Consider the following 25,356-nt stretch of genomic DNA (forward strand, 5'->3'; position numbering starts at 1 on the left):
GCTGGGTGCGTGACTGCTGGTGGGACAAGGATCGAGGGGAACCAACTGCTGCTGGGGGACGGAGCGAGGGTCAGCTTCATGCGGACCCTGCGGCTACCGGAATCGGGCACGCACGCACTGCCGCCGGGGCTGGGGGAGTTCCCGCTGCGGCGGGTGGAGGACTATCCGGACACGGCGCCCCCGGAGTGGCTGGCCAAGGGCGGGGTGATGCTCCCCGTGTACCTGCGCGAGGCGATGTGGCTCAGCTTCGGCGGGACCGCGGAGCCCACCGCGCTCCAGGTCGGCGTCGGCAAGGTGTGCGCCGTCTCGGGTGAGCGCTGGACGGGACGCCTCGCGCGGCGCCCGCAGAACTACGTGGTACTGCCGCGCCAGCCCTGGCTCGACGGGATCAACTCCGGCGACGGGACGGTGCGCCAGTTCGTCGCCGTACCGCTCGGGCTCGGAGCGACCGTGGAGGGGCAGGTCACCGGCGAGGAGACCACGGGCGGGGTGCAGCTCCAGGCTTTCCCGCTGCGCCCGGACCGGCTGGCGCAGTGGCGCGAGGCGCGCGCGCCGCGGACCGGCTCGCGGAGCGTCGGGTACGCAGGCGCGGCTCCGGCCCCGTCCATGCCGCCCGCGGCCATGCCGTACGCCCCGGGAGCAGCGGCGGGACCGCCCCCGCCGGGCGCCGCACCGGCTCCGGCGGCCCCCGCCATGGGCCTCGGCGTAGGCGGTTCCATGCACCAGGAGGTGTACGAGGACCACCGGCCGCTGTCCGACTGGGCCGAGGAGGCGCTCGCGCGGGTCTTCGTCCACCTGGTCACCCCGCCCGCGTGGCACCGGATCACCGGGGAGCGCCCGCCGCCCTCGCCGGTCGACCGGGCCGCCTACACCAAGGCCGGGCTGCCCTGGTTCGACTACTACGACGAGTCCGCCACCGACCTCGCGCCGGCCGGTCCGCTCGAAGCGGTCAAGCCCGTGGGGGAGTGGCTGGGCGACGACCACGCCCCGTGGACCCCGCCCGCCCCGGGCCAGGTCAAGCCGCTGGGCAACGCGCCGCGGCCGGGCGCACCCGTCAAGGACGGCGACTGGTAGGAGCCCGCGCGGCGGGCGGGGGCGGCCGTCCGGCTGGCCGGGAACGTACGGTCGGCCCGGGCGGGGCGCCAGTCGCATGGCAGCATGGCCGGGCAACACACGGTAAGTGGAGGGGGAGTTCGGTGAGCGGTGTACGCAAGGGCCTGTCCAAGGTGGAGATCGCGCTGCGCTGGGACCCCAGCCCGGCCGGGGCGCCCGCGCACGATCTGGACATAGTGGCGGCGGTGTACGGGGCGGCTGACCCGCACGGACGGCCCGCGTACCTCGTGCACTTCGGCAGCCGGTCCCCCGACGGCACCATCACCCTGAACCGGGACAGCCACACCGGTCTGGGCCTCGGCTTCGACGAGGTGATGACCATCGAACTGGAGCGGATGGCGGCGGAGCTGCGCCGCGTGGTGGTGGGCGTCGTGATCCAGGCCGGGTCGACGACCTTCGCCGACGTCGCCGGCAAGGGGTTCAGGATCCGGGAGGGCTACACCGACCTCGCGCAGGGCGACTTCGCGGAGGTCCCGGACTCCACCGCGGCCACGGTCGCCGAGTTCACCCGCGACGACTCCGGCGCCTGGTCGCTGGACACCGCGGTACGGGGCTTCGACACCGACCCGGAGGAGTTCGCCCGCGTCATGGGCGCCCCTCGGGGGTGAGCCCGAGGCGGTGAGGTCTGCCGGGGCCGCGCAGATCGGGCGGCGGTCACTCCCTGAGGGTGACCGCCGCCCGGTCCGGGTGGCGCGCTGCCGCCGTCCCCACGAGGCAGCGCGGGCAGGTCGCCGTCCGGTCATCGGGGGCGGCGGCCCGCCGGTTCAGGTGGCCGCAGAGGCCTTGGCGGGGGCAGGGGCAGAGGAAGGGACCGGGACCGGGGGCGCATGCAGGCCCAGGGCCGGAAGCAGCGCCGCGTCGACGAACCGGACCAGGTACTCGGCATCGGCGTACTGCCCCTCCAGCACCGGCCGGATGCGCAGCACGCCCATCAGCTGAGCCGGCAGGAACTCCACGGCGGGGTGCTCCGCGGTGATCTCGCCGCGGGCCACGGCCCGCTCGACCATCGCGTCGAAAGCCGCCAGCTCGGGCTCGATCAGCGCCTCGCGCAGCGCCGCCTGGAGTTCTTCGTCACTGAGCACGGCGTGTCCCATGGCCTGGGTGAGCAGGGTGTCGCGCCCCGAGGTGCCGGCCGCGATCCTGGCCGCCTCGCGGAGGTCCCCGGCCAGGGTTCCGGTGTCCACGGCGGCCAGTGTGCCCTGCCGGTTCGCGCGCAGGGCGGCCGCGACGAGCTGGGGCTTGGTCTTCCACTGCCGGTAGAGCGTGGACTTGCCGCAGCACGCCCGGGCGGCGATGCCCTCCATGGTCAGGGCCTCGTACCCGTGCTCGCGCAGCTGCTCCAGGACGGCGTCGTAGAACTGCCGCTCCCGCTCGGGGGTGATCTTCGAGCGGCGCGCGATGGTCGGCGTCGGAGACGTCATGGGGTGCGGCTCTCCTCGGGGGCGCCTCGGTGCCTTCGTGGCTGGATCTCGTTCCAGTCGAAGTCTACGGGAACGCAAGCGTATCGGTACACCATCGTATCGATACGCCAATGTATCGATACACTGGCGTGTCGATTGTGTGCCCGTGACAGGAAGAGAGACCGGGGGATGACCTCCCAGACCACACCCGCCGAGGCAGGTGCCGGACCGAGAACCGACCAGCGCCGCCGCCTCATACGAGAGCTGCTGCTCGTCGCGGGCCTCTTCGCCGTCTACAAGGCGGGCCGGATGCTCTCGACCGGCCGCACCGACGAGGCCTTCCGCAACGCCACGCGCGTCTGGGACGCCGAGCGCGCCCTGCACCTGCCGGGCGAAGGCCTGGTCCAGCGACTGCTCCTGCACGGCGACGCACTCGTGCAGAGCGCGAACACCTACTACGCGGCCGTGCACTTTCCGGCCACCGCGCTCTTCCTGGTCTGGCTCTACCTGCGGCGCCCCGCGCACTACCTGTGGAGCCGCCGGGTCCTGGCCCTGCTGACCGGCGCCGCGCTCGTCCTGCACCTGTCGTACCCGCTCGCGCCGCCGCGGATGCTCGGCGAGGCGCAGCTGATCGACACCGGCCAGGTCTACGGGCCCACCGTCTACGGGGCCGCGCCCGCCACCGACACCATGGCGAACCAGTTCGCCGCGATGCCGTCCCTGCACTTCGGATGGGCGCTGATGCTGGCCCTCGGGATGATCGCGGCCACCCGGTCGCGGTGGCGCGTGCTGTGGCTGCTGCACCCCCTGGTGACCCTGCTCGTGATCGTCGGCACCGCCAACCACTACTGGATCGACGCCGCCGTCGCGACCGTGCTGCTCGGCGCCGCCCTGCTGCTGGTCCCGCGCCCGGCCGGCCGGTCCCTGGTGGCCGTACGGACCCTGCCGCGGCAGCGCCCCGCCACCCCGGGCACGCCGGCCCAGGGCGCCGCCGACACGGCTGCCGCCGTGCCTGCCGTGCCCGCCGCTCCTGCCGTGTCCGCCGCCGTTGCCCCGCCCGCCGTGCCCGCCGCTCCTGCCCCGGCCGCCGTCGTTGCCGTGTCTGCCGCTGCTGCGGTGCTCGCTGCTCCTGGCGGGCCCGCCGCCCTTGCCCCGCCTGCCGCGGCTGCCCCGTCCGTGCCCGGCGCTGACGCTCAGGCGCCCGTGCCCGCCGTCGGCGCGGGGACCGTGGGGGCCGCGCGGTGAACGCCACCCTCCTCGCCGTCGCGCTCTGCCTCGCCTCGGCCGCCACCTACGCGGCCGCCGCCGTCGCCCAGGAACGGCTCGCCCGCCGCGCCACCGCCCGCAGCGCGAAGTCCCTGCTCGGCAACCACGCCTGGTGGTGGTCGGCCGGACTGAACGCCGCCGCCGCACTCCTGCACGCGGCCGCCCTGCGCTACGGGCCCCTCACCCTGGTCCAGCCGCTCGGCGCCCTCACCCTCGTCGCCGCCGTCCCACTGGGCGCGCACGGCGCCGGCCGCCGGGTCGCCGCCACCGAGTGGCGGGGCACCCTGGCCACCGTCGTCGGGCTCGGCCTGCTCCTGCTCCCGGCCTCCGGACCGGCGCCCGACGACACCCTCACCCTGGCCGAGGCCCTCGCCGTCTCGGGCGCGACGGTCGCGGTGATCGTGCTGCTGACCGCACGCCGCGACACGCGCTCGGGGCTGCGCCACGCGACGGCGTCCGGGCTGGCCTCGGCGGCCGCCTCCGCCTTGACCCAGACCGTCGCCGTGGCGGCCGGCCGGGGCGGGGCCCTGCTCAGCGTCCGGGTCGTCTCGGTGGCCCTGCTCGTGGTGGTCTTCGCGGTCGGCGGGCTGCTGCTGTCCCAACGGGCCTACCGCGGCGGCCTCGGCGCGCCCCTCGCGGTGGTCAACCTGGCCAACCCGCTGGCCGCGGCCGCGATCGGCATGGTCCTGCTCGGCGAACGCCTCCAGGGCGGCGCGCTCGGGCTCCTGCTGGCCGTGGCGGGCGCCCTCGCCGCGGCCCGCGGGGTCCTGCTGCTGACCCGTACGGCCCCGTCGGCCGTAGTCGGGACAGCCGCCGTACCCACCTCCCCGGCGGCAGCGGCGATGACGCACGCGGCGGTGTGATCCGGCCCGCCACAGAACCGTTTCAGCCGGGTGCGCGTCCTCGCAGGTGAGTACGTGCACACGAACGAAGCGGAGTGAACGGGTATGGGGATCGTCAGCTGGATCATCCTGGGACTGCTGGCCGGGGCGATAGCCAAGTTCCTGTTGCCCGGCCGGGACCCCGGCGGTCTGATCGGCACCACCCTCATCGGCATCGCCGGCGCCTTCACCGGCGGCTGGCTCTCGGCGAAGTTCCTGGACCGCACGGTCCAGAACGACTTCTTCGACCTCACCACCTGGGCCTCCGCCATCACGGGCTCCCTGGTACTGCTCATCGGCTACCGCATTCTGTTCGGCAACTCCCGCGACTGAATCCCGCGGACCAGCTCATAGGCTGGGCCCGCACGGCGCGACGTACGAGCTGCGAGGAGCCCCGAACCGGATGAGTGTCACCCCCGTCCCCACCGCCGACCTGTACGACGAGCACGGCGAAGGACTCGGCATCTGCACCACGCAGTTCCGCCCCTTCGGCGGCCGACGGCTCTTCGCCGGGCCCGTACGAACCCTCGCGTGCCACGAGGACAACGCCCTGCTGCGCGAGCTGGTCCACACACCGGGCGGCGGCGCGGTCCTCGTCGTGGACGGCGGCGGCTCCCTGCACACCGCCCTGGTCGGAGACCTGCTCGCCGCTGCGGCGCAGCGCAACGGCTGGGCCGGTCTGATCATCAACGGCGCGGTACGGGACAGCGTGGCGCTCGGCGCCCTCGACCTCGGCATCAAGGCGCTCGGCACCGTCCCCCGCAAGAGCGGCAAGACCGGCGCGGGCACGGTGGACGAGCCCGTCACCATCGGCGGGCTCACCTTCCGGCCCGGTGCCGTACTGCACGCGGACGACGACGGCGTGGTGCTCCTCCCCGCCGCGGGCTGAGTCCCGCCACGCGACAGGTCCGCCACGCACCGGCGAGTTCCGGCCAGAGCCGGCCACCGGCTCTGGCGGTGACCGGCCGGGTCGGGTTTCACTGCGGGCCCATGAGACGACACAGGATCATGGGCCTGCTCGGCGCGCTCGCGCTGGCCACGGCCACCCTGGCCGCCGCGGGACCCGCGAGCGCGGCCGACCCCACCGGCTCCGGCAGGTCCACCGGCTCCGGCGCGCCCGTCGCCCCCGCCGGAGCCGCGACGACCCCGCCGGCGGAGTTCGGCACCGACTGGCACGACCCCCTCACCGCCGCCCCGCCCGTCGCCCGGCCCGCGACCCGGGCCTGCGAGGTGACCATGGCGGAGGCCCAGTTCCGGGACTTCACCCCGTACCGCGGGAGCTACGCACCGCCCACGGCCTGCGGCGCGGGCACCTGGGCCAAGGTGGTGCTCCGCCTCGACGGCAAGGTCAAGGGCCGCCAGTACGACCGCCTGGGCCACCTCTCCGTCGGCGGGGTGCAGATCCTCCACACCTCCACGCCCCAGCCCTCGCCCGACGGGATCACCTGGTCCGTCGAGAAGGACGTCACCCAGTACCGCGACACCCTCAGCCGTCCGCAGCCGGTCGAGATGCTCATCGGCAACGTCGTCAACGACACCTACACCGGCGTCATCGACGTCAGGGTCAGCCTGACCTTCTACGCCACCGACGGCCGCAACCCGGCCCCCGCGACGCCCGACCGCGTGCTGCCGCTCACCGGCCCGACCCTCACCACCCCGCGCAACACCGAACGGCTCCTCGCCGAGGTGTACGCCACCGGCTCCGGCGGCGGCTGCGAGGAGTACTGGTACATGACCGCCCCCGACGCCGCCCCGTACTCCTGCAAGGCCGCCGACGGCCCCTACCGCGAGGTCCAGGTCTCCGTCGACGGGCAGCTCGCCGGAGTCGCCGCGCCCTTCCCCACCGTCTGGACCGGCGGCTGGTCCAACCCCTTCCTCTGGTACGTCACCCCCGGCCCCCGAGCCTTCGACGTCCAGCCGATCCGCTACGACCTCACCCCCTACGCCGCCGTCCTCAACGACGGCCTCCCGCACCGGATCGAGGTCCACGTCGCCGGGGTCCCGGAGGGCCGGAGCGGCTGGAACACCCCCGCCAACCTGCTGCTCTGGCAGGACGGGGCCCGCGAGGTCGTCACCGGCGCGCTGACCCGCCACGAGGAGGGCGCGCCCCAGGGCTCCTCGCGCTGGACGCCCGCCGCGCCCGGCGCCGAGCACCGCCTGGACACCGAAGGCAGCCACCGGCTCACCGTCGCAGGCCACCTCGACACCTCCCACGGCCGGGTCACCACCACCGTCACGCGGGCCGTGCGGGGCACCTCCGTCCACCGCTGGACGGAGGGCGAGGCCCGGGACGCGCTCGACGCCACCTGGACCGACGAGGAGACGGTGACCCGCGGGGCGACCGCCACCCGCACGAAGCGCACGTACACGATGGACGGCGAGACCACCCTCGGCGCCGGTGACCGGCTGCGCACCGCCCTCTCGCTCGGCGACGCCGCGGACACCGTCACCCTGCGGGGCGGCCGGCAGGTCGAATGGTCCCGACTGGACGACCGGTACACGGGCGACGCCACCTACACGGCCAACGTCCCGCGCGACCAGCGGCACGCCGTCGGCACGACCAACGCCCGCCACCGGCTCCTGGGTTCGGGCGCTCCCGGCGGCTGCTACGACCGCACGGTGGCGACCGAGCAGGGCACCGTGACGGTGGACCGCCGACGCTGCTGACGCAGGCGGCCCCTACGATGACCGCCCATGGACAACAGTGAGGCCGGCAGACAACTGGTCGGCGGGCGCTTCGAACTGATCGCGCCCCTGGGCAGCGGCGGCATGGGAACGGTGTGGCGCGCCCGCGACATCGCATTGCACCGGGATGTCGCACTCAAAGAGGTGCGCCCGCCGGACCCGGCGACCGCCGCCGCCCAGCCCGGTCTCGCCGACCAACTGCGCGAACGGGCCGTCCGCGAGGCCCGCGCACTGGCCCGCCTGGCGCACCCGCACGTCGTCACGATCCACCACATCGTGGAGCCGGCGGACGGCGCCGAGGGGCATCCGTGGATCGTGATGGAGCTGGTCAAGGGCGGCTCCCTGTACGACCGGCTGGCACCGGGGCCGATGCCGGTGGCAGAGGTGCTGCGGCTCGGGCTCGACGTGCTGTCGGCGCTACGGGCCGCACACGCCGAAGGGGTCCTGCACCGGGACGTGAAGCCGGCCAACGTGCTGCTGCGGCCCGACGGATCGGCCGTGCTCACCGACTTCGGGATCGCGGCGCTGCACGGGTCGACCGCGCTGACCTCGACCGGGGTGCTGATCGGCTCGCCGGAGTACATCGCGCCGGAGCGGGTGCGGGGCGAGGAGGGGCTGGCGGCCTCCGACCTGTGGTCGCTGGGCATGCTGCTGTACGTGGCCGCGGAGGGCGTCCACCCGCTGCGCCGGGCCACCAGTCTGGCCACGGTGGTCGCCGTGCTGGACGAGCCGATCCCCGCGCCGGTGCGGTCCGGACCGCTGGGGCCCGTACTGGAACGGCTGCTGGTGCGGGACCCGGGTGCGCGTCCGGACGGCGAGGAGCTGGAAGCCCTGCTCCGCAGCGCGAGCAGTGCTCTTGGCGGTGCCACCCCGGTCACGCCTCCGGTCGCCCTGGGCCAGTACGGGCCGCCGACGCCGCCCCCGATGCAGCCGCTGTCCGGCCCGGGCCCCGGCCCCGGCCCCGGCCCCAGCCCGGCGACGGGTCGGCCGCCGGGCCCGAACCCGTACGCGGCCACGGTGCCCGTCCCCGCCCCGGCCGCCCCGCGCCGGCGCCCGGCCCTGCTCGCCGGGCTGATCGCCGTGGTCCTCGCGGTCGGCGTGACCGGCGTCGTGAAGTCGCTCTCCGACCGGGACGACGACGGCGGCGCCGCGAAGGGCGGCGCGACCCATTCGGCCTCGACGGGCCCCGCGGGCCCGACCGCCGATTCGACCCCGTCCCCGAGCCCGACCCCGAAGACGAGCACGCCGCAGACCGGCGGCACCGTCGAACCGCCCAAGGGCTCCCTGATCGCGCCCGCCAACATCCGCACCGCCATCGAGGCGCTGAAGCAGCAGACCGGCACCACCACCTTCGTGGACATGAAGATCTACGACGGGTACGTGATCGCCTCGATCCCCACCGCCCCCGGAGCCAGGACCGTCGACTCCTGGCAGTACCGCAACGGCGCCGCCAAGCGCAGCGGCCCGGCCGGAACGGTCAAGGACGGCAAACCGCTGATCGACATGGCCAAGGTCGAGTGGGACGCCCTGCCCGCCCTCCTGGAGCAGTCCAAGCAGGACCTCGGCATCCCCAATCCGACCTCGCGCTACATCAACGTCGAGATCTGGCAGGACGGGACACCGTCCATGCGCCCCTATCTCAGCGACCCCTACGGCCAGGGCGGTTTTGTGCTCGCGGGTACCGATGGCAAGGTCAAGAAGGTCTACCGGAACTGACGAGGGAGCCCGGCCACCATGCCCACCTGGCGCACCACGCTGACCGCTGCCGGGATACGCGACCCCCGGCTGCGGGACGACTACACGCACGCCGCCCGCCGGGTGCTCCGCCGCGAACCGGCCCCCTACCTGGCCCTGCGGCTGCTGGCCGCGCCGCCCCTGGTGCCGTGGCTCGCGGCCGGCCTCGCGTTCATGAACCGGGTCGACGACGTCGCCGAGACCGGCACCCCCGGACAACGGGCCCACGCCCTCAAGGAGTTGGCTGCGGAAGTGGACTCCGCGCTGCGCGGCGGGGACAGCCCCGACCCGCTGCTGCGCGCCTACGCCCACGCGGTCGGCTCCCGCGGCCTGCCCGTCCACTGGGTCACGCGTTTCCTCGACGGTGCGGCCACGGCCGAAGCCGACTTCGACGGATTCGCCACCGAGGAGGACTTCCAGGAGTACCTCGACGCCTATGCCTGGCCCGGGGTGGTGATCTTCACCGGCCTCCAGTACCAGGGCGGGCCCGACGCCGAACAGGCCGCGGGCTGGCGGCGGTTCGTCGACGCCGCCCAGCGGGTCGACTTCCTCGCGGACCTCTCCGGGGACCTCGCGGAGGGCCGCCTGTGCCTGCCCGCCTCGCGCCTGGCCGAGCACTCCGTGACCCGCGCCGACCTGGAACGGGCCCGCGACACCCCGGCGGTGCGTGAGCTGCTCGCCGCCGAGTGCCGGCGCGCCCGTACCGCACTGGAGGCCGCCGACGGCATCCTGGCCCTCGCCGAACCCGGGCTGCGGCCGGTCATCGCCACCATGACGGAGCTCATGGAGCACCAGCTCGGCGCGGTGGAGCGGGCCGGCGCCGGAGCCCTGCGCAAGGACATCGGCTACGGGGTGGCCGCCCCCCTGCGCACCCTGGCCCGCGCCCGAGCGCGGAGGCGGCGTACGCCGGCCTGAGGCCTAGGTCGTGTCGTCAAAGTCCCGTCTGGCCGACGGGGCGCCCGAGCACGCCGTCGGCCACGTGCAGTTGGGGCTGCTGCCGGGCCGCACCGAGGCGGTCAGGGCGGAGTTGAGCGAGGCGGTGCTCGGCCCACCGCCCCGGCCGGTTCAGTACGGGCCGTTGACGTTGTCGATCGAGCCGTAGCGGGCGGCCGCGTAATTGCAGGCGGCGGTGATGTTGGCGACCGGGTCGTAGGAGTCCTGGGACGTGCCCGGGACGTGATAGGCGCGGAAGGTCGGGTCGATCACCTGGAGCAGTCCCTTGGAGGGAATGCCGGCCGCGGCGTTGGAGTCCCAGTTGTTGATGGCCAGCGGATTGCCGGAGGACTCCCGCATCACGTTGCGGTGAATTCCGTCGTAGCTGCCGGGAATTCCGTGCTGCGCCATGACGTCGAGCGACTCGCGGATCCAGCCGTCGAGGTTGTTCGCGTAGGTCTTGGCGGTCTTGGCGGTCTTCGCGACGGCCTGAGTGGCCGTGGTGGTGTTCGCCTGGGTGCCGAGGCTCAGCTTGATGCCGGGGCGGATGATCGACGGGTTGGCGCCGACGATGCCGCGGTTCGCCTCGTAGAGCTGCTTCCAGCCGCCGCTGATGGAGTGCTTCGCCGCGATCTCGGACAGGGTGTCACCGCTGACCACCGAGTACGTCGTGGGCGCGGCCGCCACCTCCGCCGCACCGGCCGTGGTCGCACTGATCAACGGAAGGGCCAATGCCGCGCCGCCCGTGCCGGCCAGGGCCAGCTTGCGGGTGATCGGGTTGTGCTTGGGCCGGCGGTGCTTTCCCTTTGCGGGCATGGCGGAATTCCTCACGTGCGGGGTACGGGAGAGCCCTGGTGGTGGCCGGATGGGGCAGCTGACCACCGGGAACGAGGCGACCGTAAGTGAGTCCGCGCGACCGGAACAAGAGTTGAATTTGACCCGGAGATCGACATCCCGCTATCGGCCCCGAGAATGACCTTGAAAAGGGCTTCGGAGAATTGCCAACTTTCCCGCCGGGAAAAGGGAATCGGCCCTTTCGGGGAAATGATGTTGAGGTGGCCCGCGTGACTCACATCACGGGCCGCGGGCCCGCTCCGCAATACGGGCAACTCGCCCGTCCGCATGCCTGATTCGGGCGACTGCCGCGTTATCCGCCAATCGCCTAGGGAGGGGCTTTTCGGACAATTGGCGGGGCCCGGGTCGCCCCGGGCCCCGAGGACCGGCTGACGCGGGCCTAGGTCGTGTCGTCAAAGTCCCGTCTGGCCGGCGGGGCCTGCCCTTCGGGCGGCCGACGCCACTTTGACGACAGTCCCTAGAACCCGGTGAGTTCCTTCAGGGCCGCCATGACCGAATCCGGGTGCGCCGGGAGCAGCGGGAGGCGGACGTCCGGGGTCGGGATGCGGCCCTGAGCGTGGAGCACTCCCTTGATGACCACCGGATTGGGCTCGGCGAAGACCGCGGCGGAGAGCCGGGCCAGGGCGTGGCCCAGCGAGCGGGCCCGGTCCGCGTCGCCCGCCCGCCAAGCCGCCGCGAGCTCCACGAACCGCGCCGTTTCGAGGTGCGCCGAGGCGAGGATCCCGCCCGCCGCGCCGAGCGCCATCAGCGGCGAGGCGAACGCGTCGTCGCCCGCCATCACGTCGAAACCGTCCGGCAGGCGCCCCAGCAGCGCCACCGTCTCCTGGTCGATGCCGCCCGCCGCGTACTTCACTCCGGCCACCCCGGCGAGCGACCCGACGGCCCGCAGGGCGGCCTCGTCCAGCGGCTGCCCGGTCCGGTACGGGATGTGATAGACGATCAGCGGTACGGGGCTCACCTCGGCCAGCCGCGTGAAGTGCGCCACCACCCCGGCCGCCCCCGGCCGTACGAACGACGGCACCGTCACCAGCGCGGCCCGCACCTCGGGCCACCGGGCCAGCCGGGCGAGCGACGCCTCCGCGGCCCGGGTGCCGCTCGCGCCGGCCCCCACGCTCAGCAGCGCGCCGCGCTCCCGGCAGACCCGCGCGCAGACATCGGTGACGAGATCGCGCTCCGACTCGTCGAGGGCGGCGGTCTCGGCGGTGGTGCCGAGCGCCGCGATCCCGGTGGCGCCCGCGTCGAGCACCTCGTGCGCGAGGGCTTCCAGGGCGTCGGCGGCGATGTCACCGCCGGCGGTGAAGGGGGTGATCAGGGGTACGTGGATCCCGTGCAGGGAGAAGTCCTGTCGCATGACGTCGAGCCTGACCTGTCCGAAGCATCGAATCCAGTTCGCATTTCTTACATGAAGCGTAAGCTGAGCCGATGCTCGATGTACGACGCCTGCGCCTGCTGCGCGAACTGGCCCGCCGCGGGACCATCGCCGCCGTGGCCGAGGCCCTCTCCTTCAGCCCTTCGGCGGTGTCCCAGCAGCTCGGCGTCCTCGAACGCGAGGCCGGCCTGCCGCTGCTGGAGCGCACCGGCCGCCGGGTCCGGCTCACCCCCACCGGGCAGAACCTGGTCCGCCACGCGGAAGCCGTGCTGGAGCGGCTGGAACAGGCCGACGCCGATCTCGCCGAGGCGCGCAGCGGCCTGGCCGGGGCGCTGCGGATCGGGGCCTTCCCCACCGCCACGAGGGCCATCGTCCCGGCCGCCCTGGTCATCCTGGCCCGCCGCCATCCGGGGCTGGAGCCGATGGTCTCGGAGACCGACCCGGCGGCGGTCGCGCACGCGCTGCGGGCCGGGGACCTGGACGTGGCCCTGGTCCACGAGTACGACTTCGTGCCGACGCCGGAGGAGCCCGGGCTGGCCACCGAGCCGCTGTACCGGGAGGCGATGTACCTGGCCGCACCGGCGACCGGCCGGGGACCGGGTACGGGGCCCGGTGCGCGGCCGGAGCCAGGGCCAGGGCCGGAGCCGGGTGCGGGCCCCGGTCCCGGCCCCGACCAGGGCGCGGTTCTGCGTACGTACGCCGACGCGCCCTGGATCACGGCCACGCCCGGCACGCTCTGCCGGGCCATGGCGGTGCGGGCCTGCCAGGCCGCCGGGTTCACCCCGCGGGTCCGCCACCAGGTGGACGAGTTCGCCACCGTGCTCGCCCTGGTCGCGGCCGGGCAAGGCGTGGCGGTGGTGCCGCAGCTCGGGGTCGCGGGACACGCGGACCCCGCCGTCGGCCTCACCCGGCTGCTCATGGAGCGCCGTACGAAGGTCGCCTTCCGCAGCGGAGCCGCCGCCCATCCGGCCGTGGCCGCCTTCGGTGCGGCGCTGCGCGAGGCACTTCCGCCGGAGTTGGCCGGATCACGCGCCGGGATGTGACACAACTCCCTTATGAGGTGGTCTCCGTGTACGTTGCTCATGGGATTCGAACGAGATCGAGATCGGGGTAGCACGTGACGCATCGCGTACGAGGGGTCATCGCCCGGAGCAAGGGCGCACCGGTGGAGACGACGACGATCCTCGTGCCCGACCCGGGACCCGGCGAGGCGCTGGTCCGGGTCCAGGCCTGCGGGGTCTGCCACACCGACCTGCACTACCGCGAGGGCGGCATCAACGACGAGTTCCCCTTCCTGCTCGGCCACGAGGCCGCCGGAATCGTCGAATCCGTCGGCCCGGACGTCACATCCGTCGCCCCCGGCGACTTCGTCGTCCTCAACTGGCGGGCGGTGTGCGGGAACTGCCGGGCGTGCAAGCGCGGCCGCCCCTGGTACTGCTTCGCCACGCACAACGCCACCCAGCCCATGACCCTGGAGGACGGCACCCCGCTGTCGCCAGCCCTCGGCATCGGGGCCTTCGCCGAGAAGACCCTGGTCGCGGCCGGGCAGTGCACCAAGGTCGACCCGGCCGCCGCGCCCGCCGCCGCCGGACTGCTGGGCTGCGGGGTGATGGCCGGCCTCGGCGCCGCCCTGAACACGGGCAACGTCGGCCGCGGCGACTCCGTCGCCGTCATCGGCTGCGGGGGAGTGGGCAACGCGGCCGTCGCCGGCGCCCGGCTGGCCGGGGCCTCGCGGATCATCGCCGTCGACCTGGACGACCGGAAGCTGGAGTGGGCGCGGGGCCTGGGCGCCACGCACACCGTCAACGGCCGCAGCGAGGACGTGGTCAAGGCCATCCAGGGCCTGACCGGCGGAAACGGCGCCGACGTGGTCATCGAGGCCGTGGGCCGCCCCGAGACCTACCGGCAGGCCTTCTACGCGCGCGACCTGGCGGGCACGGTGGTCCTGGTCGGCGTCCCGACCCCGGACATGAAGCTGGAACTCCCGCTCATCGACGTCTTCGGGCGCGGCGGCGCCCTCAAGTCCTCCTGGTACGGGGACTGCCTGCCCGAGCGGGACTTCCCCCTGCTCATCGACCTCTACCTGCAGGGCCGGCTCGACCTGGACGCCTTCGTGTCCGAGAAGATCCCGCTGGACGGGGTCGAGGACGCCTTCGCCCGGATGGAACGCGGCGAAGTGCTCCGGTCGGTCGTCGAGTTCTGACGGCCCACCCGTAAGCCCCGAGCCACAGCGGGGACCCGTACTAGAATCGGGCGGACCTCACCCGCGCCCGGCCGCGACCCGGCCGGAGCGCGGGTTTCCGCATCTCCTCGTACCCCAGGGGCCGTCCGTGACCACCGCGCACACCTACCGTCAGCCCGGCACCGTCCTGACCGACCACCACTTCACCGTGCCGCTCGACCACGAGCGGCCCGACGGAGAGCGGATCGAGCTGTACGCGCGCGAGGTGGTCGCCACCGGCAAGGACCCGGCCGCGCTGCCCTGGCTGCTGTACCTGGAGGGCGGGCCCGGATTCGGCGCCCGGCGGTTCATCGGCCGCCAGGCCTGGCTGGAGCGGGCCCTGACCGAGTATCGGGTGCTGCTCCTCGACCAGCGCGGAACGGGCCGCTCCACCCCGCTGAACCGGCAGACCCTGCCCCTGCGCGGCACGCCCGCCGAGCAGGCCGAGTACCTCGCCCACTTCCGCTCCGACTCGATCGTGCGCGACGCCGAGGCGATCCGCCCCGCCCTGACCGGCGGCGCGCCCTGGACCGTGCTCGGCCAGAGCTTCGGCGGCTTCTGCGCCACCCGCTACCTGAGCACGGCACCCGAGGGCCTCACCGCCGCGCTGATCACCGGCGGCCTCCCCTCGCTGACCGCCACCGCCGATGAGGTGTACGAGGCGGCCTACCCCCGCATGGAGCACAAGACCCGCGCGCACTACGCCCGCTACCCCATGGACGTGGAGCGTGCCCGGCGCATCGCCGCCCACCTCGCCGAGCGCCCGGCCGAACTCCCCGGCGGCCACCGCCTCACCGTCGAGGCCTTCCAGTCCCTCGGCATCCTCCTGGGCTCGGGCGACGGCAGCCACCAGCTGCACTACCTCCTGGAGGACGCCTTCGTCCCGACCCCGGCCGGGCCGGCCCTCTCCGACGCCTTCCTCGAAGGCGTCCGAGGGCTCCTCTCCTTCGCCGGACACCCCCTCTACGCGTTGCTCCACGAGTCGATCTACGCCCAGGACCCCGCCACCCCGACCGGCTGGGCCGCCGACCGGGTGCGTGCCCGCCACTCCCGCTTCGACGCCGCGAAGACCCTCGCGGGCGACGAGCCCCTGCTCTTCACCGCCGAGAACGTCCATCCCTGGCACTTCACCACGGACCCGGCCCTGGCCCCGCTGCGCGAGACCGCGGAGCTGCTGGCGGCCCGTACCGGCTGGGCGCCCCTCTACGACCCGGCCCGGCTGGCCGAGAACGAGGTGCCGGTGGCCGCCGCCGTCTACCACGACGACCTCTACGTGGACACCGCGCACTCCCTGGAGACGGCGCGCGCGATCCGGGGCCTGCGGACCTGGGTCACCGACGAGTTCGAGCACGACGGGGTCCGGGCCGGCGGCCCGCGCGTACTGGACCGGCTGCTGGCCCTCGTACGGGACGACCTGGCCCGCTAGGTCGTGTCGTCAAAGTCCCGTCTGGCCGGCGGGGCACTTTGACGACACTCCCTAGGGGTTGTCAGTTCCCGCCCGCGTCGAGGAGGATCCGGGCGAGTTCCGCCGGCTGGGAGAACATCGGCCAGTGGCCGGTGTCCATCTCGACCAGCCGCCAGCGCCCGCCCTTGAGCAGCCGGGCCACGTCCTCGGTCGGCTCGGGGCCGTCCAGCAGGCACTTGACGTACGTCGCCGGAAGGTCGCCGAGCGGCCGTGCCAGGACGGCCGGCTCCGAGAGCGAGGCGCCGGGGTGCGGCGTCGAGCCGCCCACGATGCGGGATATCTGCTCGTCGGTGAGCCCCTGGCCCTCGTAGTCGGCGGCCGTCCGCGGGGCCCAGAACCCGCCGTTGCCGGCGAGCTCGGCCTCCATCGCGGCCGGGCCCTGCCACCAGGCGGAGACGAAGGACTCGCCGTGGGCCGGCACACTGGCGTCGACGAACACCACGTGCTTCAGCCGGTCGCCGATGCGTTCGGCGGCCTGCCCGACGGGAATGCCCGCATAGCTGTGCCCGACCAGGACGACATCGCGCAGATCGAGGCGCTCGATCTCCTCCACTATGTCCTGGACATGGATCTGCTGCCCGGCCGGAGCCCCCTGCTTCTCGGCGACCCCGGACAGTGTCACGGGACGGGCCCCCTGCCCGGCCGCGCGCAACTGCGCGGCCACCTCGTCCCAGGCCCACGCCCCGAGCCAGACACCTGCCACCAGTACGAATTCAGTCATGAAGGCAAGGTATCCGCCCGGTCCGACAACGGCCCCGACAGCGCCGGCGGTTCCACGAACGCGCGCGTCAGATGGGCCGTGGCCAGCAGCGCACCGCGCTCCGAGGCCCGGGTCAGCAGGGCCCGGCGCGACGTGCGCGCCGCCTCCCGGTCCCGTTCGTGGGAGTACGGCACGGCCGGATTGCCCAACTGCACGGCATGCACCAGCACATCACCGGTCACCAGCACCTCCCGCGACCCGTCCGACCCCTCCACGACCACGGACTGGTGCCCCGGCGTGTGACCCGGCGTCGGCAGCAGGGTCAGGCCGGGGGCGAGCCGGTGCACCCCCTCCACCTCGTGCAGTCGCCCGGCGGCCCGCAGCGGAGCCACCGCCCAGTCCCACACCGGGTCCGCCCGGTCCAGCGCCGCCACCTCCGCGCGCTGTACGACGTACCGCGCCTGAGGGAAGAACGGCAGATCGGCCGCGTCCCTGACCCACCCCGCATGGTCCTCGTGCAGGTGGGTCAGGACCACTGCCTCCACGTCCTGCGGCGCGATCCCCGCCCCCGCGAGGGCCTCGGGCAGCCGGCCCGGCACCGGGGCCCAGCCGGCGGCCGGCCCGTGCGCAGGACCGACCCCGGCGTCGACCAGGACCCACCGGCCGCCCGGCCGGGAGACGGCGAAGCACCGGAAGTCCAGCCGCCACGACCCGTCCGGCCCGGCCGCGCCCGGGTCCAGGGCGCCCGCCCGGGCCCAGTCGTCGGCGCTCGCCCCGGGGAAGGCGGTGTGCGCCGGTTCGAAGAACGTACCTGTGCCGTCGAGCAGGGCAATGACCCTCCCGTATCTGTCCATTCGCTTATTGTGCGACGTATGAGCGAACAACGATCCGATCAGCCGGCGCCCTTGCAGCCCATGCCCACCGACTGGACGCGCGCCCTCGCGGTCGTCGCCCACCCCGACGACCTGGAGTACGGCTGCGCGGCCGCCATCGCGGACTGGACGGACGGGGGCCGGGAGGTCGTCTACGTCCTCGCCACGCGCGGCGAGGCAGGCATCGACTCCGTCGCCCCCGAGGCCTGCGGCCCGCTGCGCGAGGCGGAGCAGCGCGCGAGCGCGGCCGTCGTGGGCGTCTCCGAAGTGGAGTTCCTGGACCACCGCGACGGGATCGTCGAGTACGGCCTGGACCTGCGCCGCGACATCGCGGCCGCCATCCGCCGGCACCGCCCGGAGCTGATCATCACCCTCAACCACCGCGACACATGGGGCGGGCAGGGCGGCGGCGGCTTCTGGAACACGCCCGACCACAAGGCCGTCGGCCGGGCCGCCCTGGACGCGGCGGGCGACGCCGGCAACCGGTGGATCTTCCCCGAACTCATCAGCGAGCAGGGCCTGGAGCCCTGGGACGGGGTGCGCTGGGTCGCGGTGGCCGGCTCCAGCACGCCGACGCACGCGGCCGACGCCGGGCCCGGCCTGGAGCGTTCCGTCAAGTCCCTGCTGGAGCACAAGGCGTACATCGAGGCGCTCACCGAGCAGGACCCCGAGGAGTACGTACGCACCTTCCTGACGGGCAACGCCCAGCAGGCGGCGGCCCGGTTCGGCGGCCGCCCGGCAGTGCCGTTCGAGGTCTTCCCGCGCTGATCGGTGCCCCCTAGGGTGACGGGGTGATCGACACCATCAGCACGGAGATCGCGGAGGGTGAGGAGCGGATCCGTCTGGACGTAGCGGACGGGATCGCGGTCCTCACCCTGTGCCGGCCGGACAAGCTCAACGGCTGGAGCTGGGAGTCCACCCGCCAGCTGGGCCTGCTGGCGGACCGGATCCGCTTCGATCCCGGCGTCCGCGTCGTCCTGCTGCGGGCCGAGGGCCGGGCCTTCTGCGCGGGCATCGACGTGACCGCCCCGGGCGGGGCGATCACGGGGGAGTCCGGGGCGGAGCGGACCCGGAACTACTACGAGGGCATCCGCTGGGTCCACGAGCGCTTCGCCGTCCTGGCCCGCCTCCCGCAGCCCGTGGTGGCCGCGGTCCAGGGGTACTGCCTGGGCTTCGGCTTCGAGCTGGCCCTGATGGCCGATATCCGGGTGGCGGCGGACGACGCCGTCTTCGCCCTGCCGGAGGCCGGTCTGGGCGTGGCGGTGGACGCGGGCGGCGACCTGCGCATAGCCCGGGAGGCGGGCGCGGGCTGGGCCAAGTTCCTCGCGCTGACCGGACGCCGGATCGACGCCGCCACCGCCGAGCGCCTGAACCTCGTCCAACTGGTCGTCCCGCCCGCGGAACTGGCGCGGACCGCGCGGTCGGTGGCGGCGGAGATCGCGGCGAACGCCCCGCTCGCGGTCCAGGGCATCAAGCGGGCGGTCGACGGCTTCGCGGACGCGGCCCTGCCGGCGGCCCTCGACCGCGTCGCGATGACCGCGGCCCTCACCCTCACCTCGGACGACTGCCGGGAGGGCTACACCGCCAAGGCGGCGCGCCGGCCCCCGCACTTCACCGGCGGCTGAGCACGGGCGGACCGCGAACGCGTCCCGGACGTGGCCGGCCGCAGCCGCTCCCGCAGCCTGCGGTAGCCGCCGCGGACGGCCTCTCCGCCGTCCCCGCCGTGCACCGACGGCGCCGGGCGCGCTACTCCTGCGGCCGCGCCGCGAAGGGGCCCCGGCCCAACTGCTCCCGGACCGGGACCACCTCGGGGTTCACGAGAGCCCGGCGCTGCCAGTTCGCGCCGTCCACCACCAGGGTGTGTCCCGTGATGAAGCGGGCGTAGGGAGAGGCCAGGAAGGTGGCCGCCCAGCCCAGTTCGCGCGGCGCGCCGACCCGCAGGGCGGGCTGCCGGGCGTCCTTGGCATCGGGAGCGGCCCGCTCCAGGCCGCCGCGGATGTCTGCGGTCATGTCGGCGTGCGGGAACAGCCCGGGCACCAGCCCGTTGATCTGAATGCCGTACGGGCCCCACTCGACGGCGAGCGTCTCCACCAGGTTCTTCACCCCGGCCTTCGCCGCCGCGCTGTGGGCGAAGCCCGGCCCGCCCGTCCAGGCGTACGAGGCGCCGATGTTCACGATCGACCCGGCGCTGCCCTCGGCGAGGTGGCGCCGGCCGAACTCGCGGGTCATGAACCAGGTACCCGTAAGGGTGATGTCGACGACCGCCCGCCAGGCGTTCGGCGACAGGTCCTCCGCCGGGCAGGGGAAGTTGGCGGCCGCGTTGTTGACCAGCACGTCCGGCAGCCCGAAGGCCGCCCCGGCCGCGTCGAAGGCCGTCGCGACCCGCTCCGGGTCCCGGATGTCGCAGACGGCCGCGGTCACCCGGCCCGCACCGGGCACGGCGGCGAGCTCCTCCCGCGCCGACTTCAGCTGCTCGGCCCGGCGCCCGGCGATCACCAGATCCGCGCCGAGCCGCGCGAACTCGGTCGCGATGGCCTTGCCGAGCCCGGTGCCGCCGCCGGTCACGAGGACCACCCGGCCCTCGTACGTGCCCTGGGGGAGCGCGGCGGCGCCGAGCGGCGGCGGTGCGGGCAGCCCCGGCAGACCGGGCGGTCCTGACAGCCCGGGAGGTCCGGCCGGGCCGCTTGCGGGTGCCACGCTGTTCTCGGGGGGATGCATGGGCCCATCGATAGCGTGCCGAGGTCCAGATCTGAATGGCCGCGACCGGGGAGCCCCCGGCTCCGGCCGCTCCGAATCCTGGTGTCCGGGTTCCCAAGGACACAAGCGACCGCTTAGTATGCCGCCGAGCGTGGTTCCTCGACGGCGGCTGGAGGCCCCGGATGCAGGCATGGCGAGTACACACCCCCGGCGAGCCCCGCGAGGCCATGCGCCTCGAGGAGGTTCCCGAACCGGTGCCCGGCGAGGGCGAGGTGAAGCTCAGGGTCCTCGCCGCCAACGTCAACTTCCCCGACGCCCTGCTCGCCCGCGGCCAGTACCAGATCCGCCCGCCCCTGCCCTTCACCCCCGGCGTCGAGATCTGCGGCGAGACCGAGGACGGCCGCCGCGTCATCGCCAACCCGAGCCTGCCCCACGGCGGATTCGCCGAGTACGTCACCGCCTCCGCGCGCGCCCTGCTGCCCGCCCCCGACACCCTCGACGACGCCGAGGCGGCCGCCCTGCACATCGGCTACCAGACCGGCTGGTTCGGCCTGCACCGCCGGGCGCGGCTCCAGGCCGGCGAGACGCTCCTCGTGCACGCCGCCGCGGGCGGGGTCGGCAGCGCCGCCGTGCAGCTCGGCAAGGCCGCCGGCGCCACCGTCATCGGGGTCGTCGGCGGCAAGGCGAAGGCCCGTACCGCCGAGGAACTCGGCTGCGACTTCGTCATCGACCGGACGAGCGAGGACCCGGCCGGGATCGCGGCCCGCGTCAAGGAGTTCACCGCGGGACGCGGCGCCGACGTCGTCTACGACCCGGTCGGCGGAGACTCCTACACCGCCTCCGCCAAATGCGTGGCCTTCGAGGGCCGGATCGTGGTCGTCGGCTTCGCGAGCGGCGCCATCCCCGCCCCCGCCCTCAACCACGCCCTGGTGAAGAACTACACGATCCTCGGACTCCACTGGGGCCTGTACGCCGCCAAGGAGCCGGCCGCCATCCTCGCCTGCCACACCGAGCTCACCCGGCTCGCCGCCGAGGGCGCCGTCAAGCCACTGGTCAGTGAACGGGTCCCGCTCGCCGGGGCCGCCGACGCCGTCCAGCGCCTCGCCGACGGCACCACGACCGGCCGGCTGGTGGTCGTACCGGGGCCGAGCACGGCAGCGGCCGCGGACGGCGGTGCCCGGTGACCGCCACCGCCGAGGAACTGCGCGCCCGCGTACGGGAACTGCTCGCCGCACACCCGCCCGCCGCCGCCGACCGCGCCGACTTCCTGCGCGCACGCTTCGACGCCGGACTGGCCTGGGTCCACTACCCCGAGGGCCTCGGCGGACTCGGCGCCCCGCGCTCCCTGCAGGCCGTGGTCGAAGCCGAGCTGGAGGCCGCCGGCGCCCCCGACAACGACCCGCGCCGGATCGGCATCGGCCTCGGCATGGCCGCGCCGACGATCCTCGCGTACGGCACCGAGGAGCAGAAGCAGCGCTTCCTGCGCCCCCTGTGGACCGGCGAAGAGGTCTGGTGCCAGCTCTTCAGCGAGCCCGGCGCCGGCTCCGACCTCGCGGCCCTCGGCACCCGCGCCGTCCGCGAGGAGACGACCGGCGACTGGATCGTGGACGGGCAGAAGGTGTGGACCTCCAGTGCCCACACCGCCCGCTGGGCCATCCTGATCGCCCGCACCGACCCCGCGCTCCCCAAGCACCAGGGCATCACGTACTTCCTGTGCGACATGCACGACCCGGGCGTCGAGGTCCGGCCGCTGCGCCAGATCACCGGCGAGGCCGAGTTCAACGAGGTCTTCCTCACCGGCGTCCGCATCCCCGACTCCCGCCGCCTCGGCGCCGTCGGCCAGGGCTGGGCGGTGGCCCGCACCACCCTCATGAACGAGCGCGTCTCCATCGGCGGCATGCGGATCCCGCGCGAGGGCGGCATGATCGCGCCCGTCGCCGCCGCCTGGCGCGAGCGCCCCGAGCTGCGCACGCACGCGCTGCACCAGCGCCTGCTCGAACTGTGGGTCGAGGCCGAGGTGGCCCGGTTCACCGGCGAGCGGCTGCGCCAGCAGCTCGTCGCCGGACAGCCCGGCCCGGAGGGGTCGGGGATGAAGCTCGCCTTCGCCCGCCTCAACCAGCAGATCAGCGGACTGGAAGTGGAACTCCTCGGCGAGGAGGGCCTCCAGTACGGGGAGTGGACCATGAGCCGCCCCGAACTGGTCGATTTCACCGGCCGCGACGCCGGGTACCGCTACCTGCGGGCCAAGGGCAACAGCATCGAGGGCGGCACCAGCGAAATCCTCCTCAACATCGTCGCCGAACGCGTCCTCGGCCTGCCCCCGGAGCCGCGCGACGACAAGGACCTGGCCTGGAAGGACCTGAAGCGATGACGGAGCAGACGGAGCAGACGGAGCAGACGGAGCAGACGAAGCCGGCGGACCCCGTACGGCCGACCGCGCCGATCGCGCCGACGGCGCCGGGCACCACCCTCGACCTGCTGTACTCCGAGGCCGAGGAAGAGCTCCGGTCCGCCGTACGGGCCCTCCTCGCCGGCCGCTGCGACGCCCCGGGCATCCTCGCCCGGATCGAGACGGGCCGCCCGCACGACCCGGACCTGTGGCGCACCCTCGCCACCGGGATCGGCGCCGCCGGCCTCCTCGTACCGGAGAAGCTCGGCGGCCAGGGCGCGAGCCACCGGGAGGCGGCCGTGGTCCTGGAGGAGCTCGGCCGGGCCGTGGCGCCCGTCCCCTACCTCACGAGCGCGGTGCTGGCGACCGAGATCCTGCTCGGCTGCGACCCGGCCGAGGCCGAGGCGGGCGCGCTGCTGCGCGAACTGGCCTCCGGGCGGCAGATCTGCGTACCGGCCGTGCCGCTGACGCTGGCCCCCGGCGCGCCGCTGCCCCCGGCCGTACGGGACTCCGGCGCCGGGGTGCTTAGCGGCACCGTCACCTCCGTCGCCGACGCGGTGGCCGCCGATGTGCTGCTGGTCCTCGCGGACACCGGGCTGTACGCCGTACCGGCCGCCTCCGCCACGATGACCGCGCAGGTTCCGCTTGACCTGACCCGGCCGCTCGCGACCGTCGGCCTCGACGCGGCCGCAGGCACCCGGCTCGCCGATCCGGCCACCGCCCGCGCGGCCGTAGCCGGAGCACTGCTCTCCGGGGCCGGTCTACTGGCCTCGGAGCAGCTCGGGCTGGCCGAGTGGTGCCTGGCGGAGACCGTCGGGTACGTCCGCGGCCGCCACCAGTTCAACCGGCCCGTCGGCTCCTTCCAGGCCCTCAAGCACCGCCTCGCGCAGCTCTGGCTCGACGTGGCCTCGGCCCGCGCGGCGGCCCGGGCCGCCGCCGACGCCCTGGCCACCGGGGCCGCGGACGCGCCGCTGACGGTCGCCGTGGCCCAGGCCTACTGCTCGGGCGTCGCCGTCCGCGCGGCCGAGGAGTGCGTCCAGCTCCACGGCGGCATCGGCATGACCTGGGAGCACCCGGCCCACCTCTACCTCAAGCGCGCCAAGGCCGACTCGCTGGCGCTCGGGACGGCGGGCCACCACCGCGCACTGGTCGCCGATTTCGCAGAGCTGCCGGCGCCGTAGCAAGCCGGCCCCCGCGGTCCCGGCGTTCTCCGCGGGCGGGCTGCGATCATGGCGGAATGTCCGAGACATCCCCCATGATCGAAGCCCGCTGGCCGCTCGCCCCGTCCCGCGCCACCGACTGGCTGCGGGAGCTCGCCGACGACGACGGCCTGACGGGGTTCATGCCGCCGCCGCTGCCGGACGCGGCCTGGGTGCTGAACGCGATGTACGAGCGCGAGGGCGCCCCCGGAGGTCCGACCCACGACGAGCACCGCCGGGCGGGCCTGGCCGCCGGGAGCGTCACCCCCCTCACCGTCGGGGACCACGGCCTGGAGGAGCTCACCACCACCGGCGGCGGCCTCGGCCGCGCCGAGCACCCCGGCCCCGGCTGGCGCCGGCTGCGCTGGGCCGAGCTCGCCCGGCGCACGGGCGATGCGGTCGTACCCGAGGGGCTGCTGCCGTCCTACCGCTGTCTTTCGGGCGCCCGCAGGAACGGCAGCTGGCCCCTCGGGATCGAGCCGCCCGCGGAGGGCAGCCTCGACCGGCCGACCTGGAACCGGCTCGTCGAACTGCTCACCGCACACAGCCCCGAGGGCCCGGACACCCGCTGCCTGGCCTACTACAACCCCATGCTGGTCCGCCGGTTCGACTTCGCCCACCTGCACGTCCGCGCCGGGCGCCTCGGCGACGCCGCCGCGCTGTACGACAACCCCGAGGCGGACTTCACGCCGTCGAACCTGTGGGCCGAGGACCACGCGTGGGTGATCTGCACCGACTACGACCTGTGGGCGACCAAGGTCGCCGGACCGCCGTCGCTCATCGAAGCGCTGCTCGCCGACACCGAGATCGAGGCGATCCGCCTCCCCTGGGCGCCCTGAGGCCTGCGCGGGGGGTCCGAGGCTGACCTCCGCGGCGCCGACGGTGGCCGAACGGCCGATGCGGGCGGGGCGCCGGGTGAGCCAGGCTCTGTGGGTTCCCGGACCGCTCTTCGTGAAGGAGGCGCCATGCTGCACGCCCTCTACCTCCTCGGCATCGCCGCCTTCGCCGCCTCCGGCGTGCTGGCCGCGCACCGGGCCAACATGGACCCCTTCGGCGGACTCGTTCTCGCCTTCGCGGCCAGCATCTCCGGCGGGACCCTGCGCGACCTCATCCTCGACCGGCACCCGCTCTACTGGACCCACGACTGGCTGCTGCTGGTCCTGATCGCCACCGTCGCCGTCGCCACCATGCTCTACCTGCGCCGCCGCACCCTCCCGCACCGCACCCTCATGGTCGTCGACGCCCTCGGCCTCGCCGTCGTCACCGTCATCGGCGCCCGCGCCGCGATCGACGCCCACGTGACCCCGGTCGCCGTGCTCATCCTCGCGGTCCTGACCGGCGTCACCGGCGAGGTCGTCCGCGACGTGCTGTGCGGGGAGTTCCCGCCGCTGCTGCTGCGCGAGGAGGTGTACGCCACCGCCGCACTCGCCGGCGCCGCGGCCTATCTCGGCCTGCACTGGGCCGGCGCCCCGGACACCGTGAACACCGCCGTCTGCGTCGGCCTGGTCTTCGCCCTGCGCCTGGCCGCGATCTTCCGCGACCTGCACCTGCCCCGCCTGCAGCGGGTCGCCGGCTGA

26 protein-coding genes are annotated in these 25,356 nt (G+C 74.4%); 20 read left to right on the plus strand and 6 right to left on the minus strand.

Annotated features, from left to right (window positions below; all coding sequences use genetic code 11):
- The first annotated feature begins 9 nt into the window (after positions 1–9).
- Together ACZ7GJ_RS24715 and ACZ7GJ_RS24720 are read left to right on the plus strand one after the other, a co-directional pair.
- The gene (locus tag ACZ7GJ_RS24715) at positions 10–1,074 is read left to right on the plus strand and encodes a hypothetical protein (protein WP_470754747.1); all 1,065 of its coding nucleotides are present in this window, start codon (positions 10–12) and stop codon (positions 1,072–1,074) included.
- A 122-nt stretch (positions 1,075–1,196) separates the two neighbouring features.
- Entirely contained in the window at positions 1,197–1,721 is a 525-nt protein-coding gene (locus tag ACZ7GJ_RS24720) for a TerD family protein (RefSeq protein ID WP_470754749.1), read from the plus strand.
- Between the two features lie 156 nt (positions 1,722–1,877).
- Here the strand turns inward: ACZ7GJ_RS24720 and ACZ7GJ_RS24725 are convergent, their stop codons facing one another.
- Complete coding sequence (locus ACZ7GJ_RS24725) at positions 1,878–2,534, minus strand: TetR/AcrR family transcriptional regulator (RefSeq protein ID WP_470754751.1); 657 nt, start codon at positions 2,532–2,534, stop codon at positions 1,878–1,880.
- Between the two features lie 168 nt (positions 2,535–2,702).
- On the opposite strand from ACZ7GJ_RS24725, the gene ACZ7GJ_RS24730 reads away from it, so the two are divergent.
- The 8 genes from ACZ7GJ_RS24730 to ACZ7GJ_RS24765 all read left to right on the plus strand — a co-directional run bounded on the left by ACZ7GJ_RS24730 (position 2,703) and on the right by ACZ7GJ_RS24765 (position 10,181).
- Positions 2,703–3,758, plus strand: a complete 1,056-nt coding sequence (locus tag ACZ7GJ_RS24730; RefSeq protein WP_470754753.1) for a phosphatase PAP2 family protein — start codon at positions 2,703–2,705, stop codon at positions 3,756–3,758.
- Positions 3,755–4,642: a hypothetical protein gene (locus tag ACZ7GJ_RS24735; protein WP_470754756.1), complete on the plus strand. Its 888-nt coding sequence runs from the start codon at positions 3,755–3,757 to the stop codon at positions 4,640–4,642. The genes ACZ7GJ_RS24730 and ACZ7GJ_RS24735 overlap by 4 nt, the downstream gene beginning before the upstream one ends.
- Positions 4,643–4,726: 84 nt before the next feature.
- Positions 4,727–4,993 carry a GlsB/YeaQ/YmgE family stress response membrane protein gene (locus tag ACZ7GJ_RS24740; protein ID WP_470754758.1) on the plus strand — a complete coding sequence of 89 codons (267 nt, stop codon included), beginning with the start codon at positions 4,727–4,729 and terminating at the stop codon, positions 4,991–4,993.
- Positions 4,994–5,063: 70 nt separating this feature from the next.
- Complete coding sequence (gene rraA / locus ACZ7GJ_RS24745; RefSeq protein ID WP_470754761.1) at positions 5,064–5,549, plus strand: ribonuclease E activity regulator RraA; 486 nt, start codon at positions 5,064–5,066, stop codon at positions 5,547–5,549.
- 101 nt (positions 5,550–5,650) lie between these two features.
- Positions 5,651–7,327: a peptide-N4-asparagine amidase gene (locus ACZ7GJ_RS24750; protein WP_470754764.1), complete on the plus strand. Its 1,677-nt coding sequence runs from the start codon at positions 5,651–5,653 to the stop codon at positions 7,325–7,327.
- A 27-nt stretch (positions 7,328–7,354) separates the two neighbouring features.
- Positions 7,355–9,061, plus strand: coding sequence for a serine/threonine-protein kinase (locus tag ACZ7GJ_RS24755; RefSeq protein WP_470754767.1), 1,707 nt, complete (start codon positions 7,355–7,357; stop codon positions 9,059–9,061).
- A gap of 18 nt (positions 9,062–9,079) precedes the next feature.
- Positions 9,080–9,994 carry a phytoene/squalene synthase family protein gene (locus ACZ7GJ_RS24760; protein WP_470754769.1) on the plus strand — a complete coding sequence of 305 codons (915 nt, stop codon included), beginning with the start codon at positions 9,080–9,082 and terminating at the stop codon, positions 9,992–9,994.
- A gap of 10 nt (positions 9,995–10,004) precedes the next feature.
- Positions 10,005–10,181, plus strand: a complete 177-nt coding sequence (locus tag ACZ7GJ_RS24765; protein WP_470754771.1) for a hypothetical protein — start codon at positions 10,005–10,007, stop codon at positions 10,179–10,181.
- Here the strand turns inward: ACZ7GJ_RS24765 and ACZ7GJ_RS24770 are convergent.
- Positions 10,145–10,828 carry a LysM peptidoglycan-binding domain-containing protein gene (locus tag ACZ7GJ_RS24770; protein WP_470754772.1) on the minus strand — a complete coding sequence of 228 codons (684 nt, stop codon included), beginning with the start codon at positions 10,826–10,828 and terminating at the stop codon, positions 10,145–10,147. The two genes, ACZ7GJ_RS24765 and ACZ7GJ_RS24770, sit on opposite strands and share 37 nt — an antisense overlap.
- A 496-nt stretch (positions 10,829–11,324) precedes the next feature.
- On the minus strand, positions 11,325–12,218 hold the full coding sequence (locus ACZ7GJ_RS24775; RefSeq protein WP_470754773.1) for a dihydrodipicolinate synthase family protein: 894 nt from the start codon (positions 12,216–12,218) through the stop codon (positions 11,325–11,327).
- Positions 12,219–12,289: 71 nt separating this feature from the next.
- Here ACZ7GJ_RS24775 and ACZ7GJ_RS24780 point away from each other — a divergent pair, with 71 nt between their 5' ends.
- From ACZ7GJ_RS24780 to ACZ7GJ_RS24790, 3 genes are all read left to right on the plus strand, one after another.
- On the plus strand, positions 12,290–13,279 hold the full coding sequence (locus ACZ7GJ_RS24780; protein WP_470754774.1) for a LysR substrate-binding domain-containing protein: 990 nt from the start codon (positions 12,290–12,292) through the stop codon (positions 13,277–13,279).
- A 74-nt stretch (positions 13,280–13,353) separates the two neighbouring features.
- Complete coding sequence (locus ACZ7GJ_RS24785) at positions 13,354–14,439, plus strand: S-(hydroxymethyl)mycothiol dehydrogenase (RefSeq protein WP_470754778.1); 1,086 nt, start codon at positions 13,354–13,356, stop codon at positions 14,437–14,439.
- A 127-nt stretch (positions 14,440–14,566) separates the two neighbouring features.
- Positions 14,567–15,883 carry an alpha/beta fold hydrolase gene (locus ACZ7GJ_RS24790; RefSeq protein WP_470754781.1) on the plus strand — a complete coding sequence of 439 codons (1,317 nt, stop codon included), beginning with the start codon at positions 14,567–14,569 and terminating at the stop codon, positions 15,881–15,883.
- Between the two features lie 61 nt (positions 15,884–15,944).
- Here the strand turns inward: ACZ7GJ_RS24790 and ACZ7GJ_RS24795 are convergent, their stop codons facing one another.
- Positions 15,945–16,643 carry an alpha/beta fold hydrolase gene (locus ACZ7GJ_RS24795; RefSeq protein WP_470754783.1) on the minus strand — a complete coding sequence of 233 codons (699 nt, stop codon included), beginning with the start codon at positions 16,641–16,643 and terminating at the stop codon, positions 15,945–15,947.
- The gene (locus ACZ7GJ_RS24800) at positions 16,640–17,476 is read right to left on the minus strand and encodes an MBL fold metallo-hydrolase (protein ID WP_470754785.1); all 837 of its coding nucleotides are present in this window, start codon (positions 17,474–17,476) and stop codon (positions 16,640–16,642) included. The genes ACZ7GJ_RS24795 and ACZ7GJ_RS24800 overlap by 4 nt, the downstream gene beginning before the upstream one ends.
- Before the next feature lie 18 nt (positions 17,477–17,494).
- On the opposite strand from ACZ7GJ_RS24800, the gene ACZ7GJ_RS24805 reads away from it, so the two are divergent.
- Together ACZ7GJ_RS24805 and ACZ7GJ_RS24810 are read left to right on the plus strand one after the other, a co-directional pair.
- Complete coding sequence (locus tag ACZ7GJ_RS24805) at positions 17,495–18,262, plus strand: PIG-L deacetylase family protein (RefSeq protein WP_470754787.1); 768 nt, start codon at positions 17,495–17,497, stop codon at positions 18,260–18,262.
- 23 nt (positions 18,263–18,285) lie between these two features.
- Complete coding sequence (locus ACZ7GJ_RS24810; protein ID WP_470754789.1) at positions 18,286–19,119, plus strand: enoyl-CoA hydratase/isomerase family protein; 834 nt, start codon at positions 18,286–18,288, stop codon at positions 19,117–19,119.
- Positions 19,120–19,240: 121 nt separating this feature from the next.
- Here the strand turns inward: ACZ7GJ_RS24810 and ACZ7GJ_RS24815 are convergent, their stop codons facing one another.
- A complete protein-coding gene (locus ACZ7GJ_RS24815) occupies positions 19,241–20,212 on the minus strand; it encodes an SDR family oxidoreductase (protein ID WP_470754791.1) in 972 nt (323 codons plus the stop codon).
- Between the two features lie 161 nt (positions 20,213–20,373).
- Between ACZ7GJ_RS24815 and ACZ7GJ_RS24820 the strand changes: the two genes are divergently transcribed.
- From ACZ7GJ_RS24820 to ACZ7GJ_RS24840, 5 genes are all read left to right on the plus strand, one after another.
- Entirely contained in the window at positions 20,374–21,375 is a 1,002-nt protein-coding gene (locus tag ACZ7GJ_RS24820; RefSeq protein WP_470754794.1) for an NADPH:quinone oxidoreductase family protein, read from the plus strand.
- On the plus strand, positions 21,372–22,562 hold the full coding sequence (locus tag ACZ7GJ_RS24825) for an acyl-CoA dehydrogenase family protein (RefSeq protein ID WP_470754796.1): 1,191 nt from the start codon (positions 21,372–21,374) through the stop codon (positions 22,560–22,562). Before ACZ7GJ_RS24820 ends, ACZ7GJ_RS24825 begins: the two co-directional genes overlap by 4 nt.
- Positions 22,559–23,761 carry an acyl-CoA dehydrogenase family protein gene (locus ACZ7GJ_RS24830; protein ID WP_470754797.1) on the plus strand — a complete coding sequence of 401 codons (1,203 nt, stop codon included), beginning with the start codon at positions 22,559–22,561 and terminating at the stop codon, positions 23,759–23,761. The genes ACZ7GJ_RS24825 and ACZ7GJ_RS24830 overlap by 4 nt, the downstream gene beginning before the upstream one ends.
- A 56-nt stretch (positions 23,762–23,817) precedes the next feature.
- A complete protein-coding gene (locus ACZ7GJ_RS24835; protein ID WP_470754799.1) occupies positions 23,818–24,618 on the plus strand; it encodes a hypothetical protein in 801 nt (266 codons plus the stop codon).
- Between the two features lie 126 nt (positions 24,619–24,744).
- Positions 24,745–25,356, plus strand: a complete 612-nt coding sequence (locus ACZ7GJ_RS24840; RefSeq protein ID WP_470754800.1) for a trimeric intracellular cation channel family protein — start codon at positions 24,745–24,747, stop codon at positions 25,354–25,356.

The sequence above is a fragment of the Streptomyces sp. NPDC037242 genome (assembly GCF_055604165.1).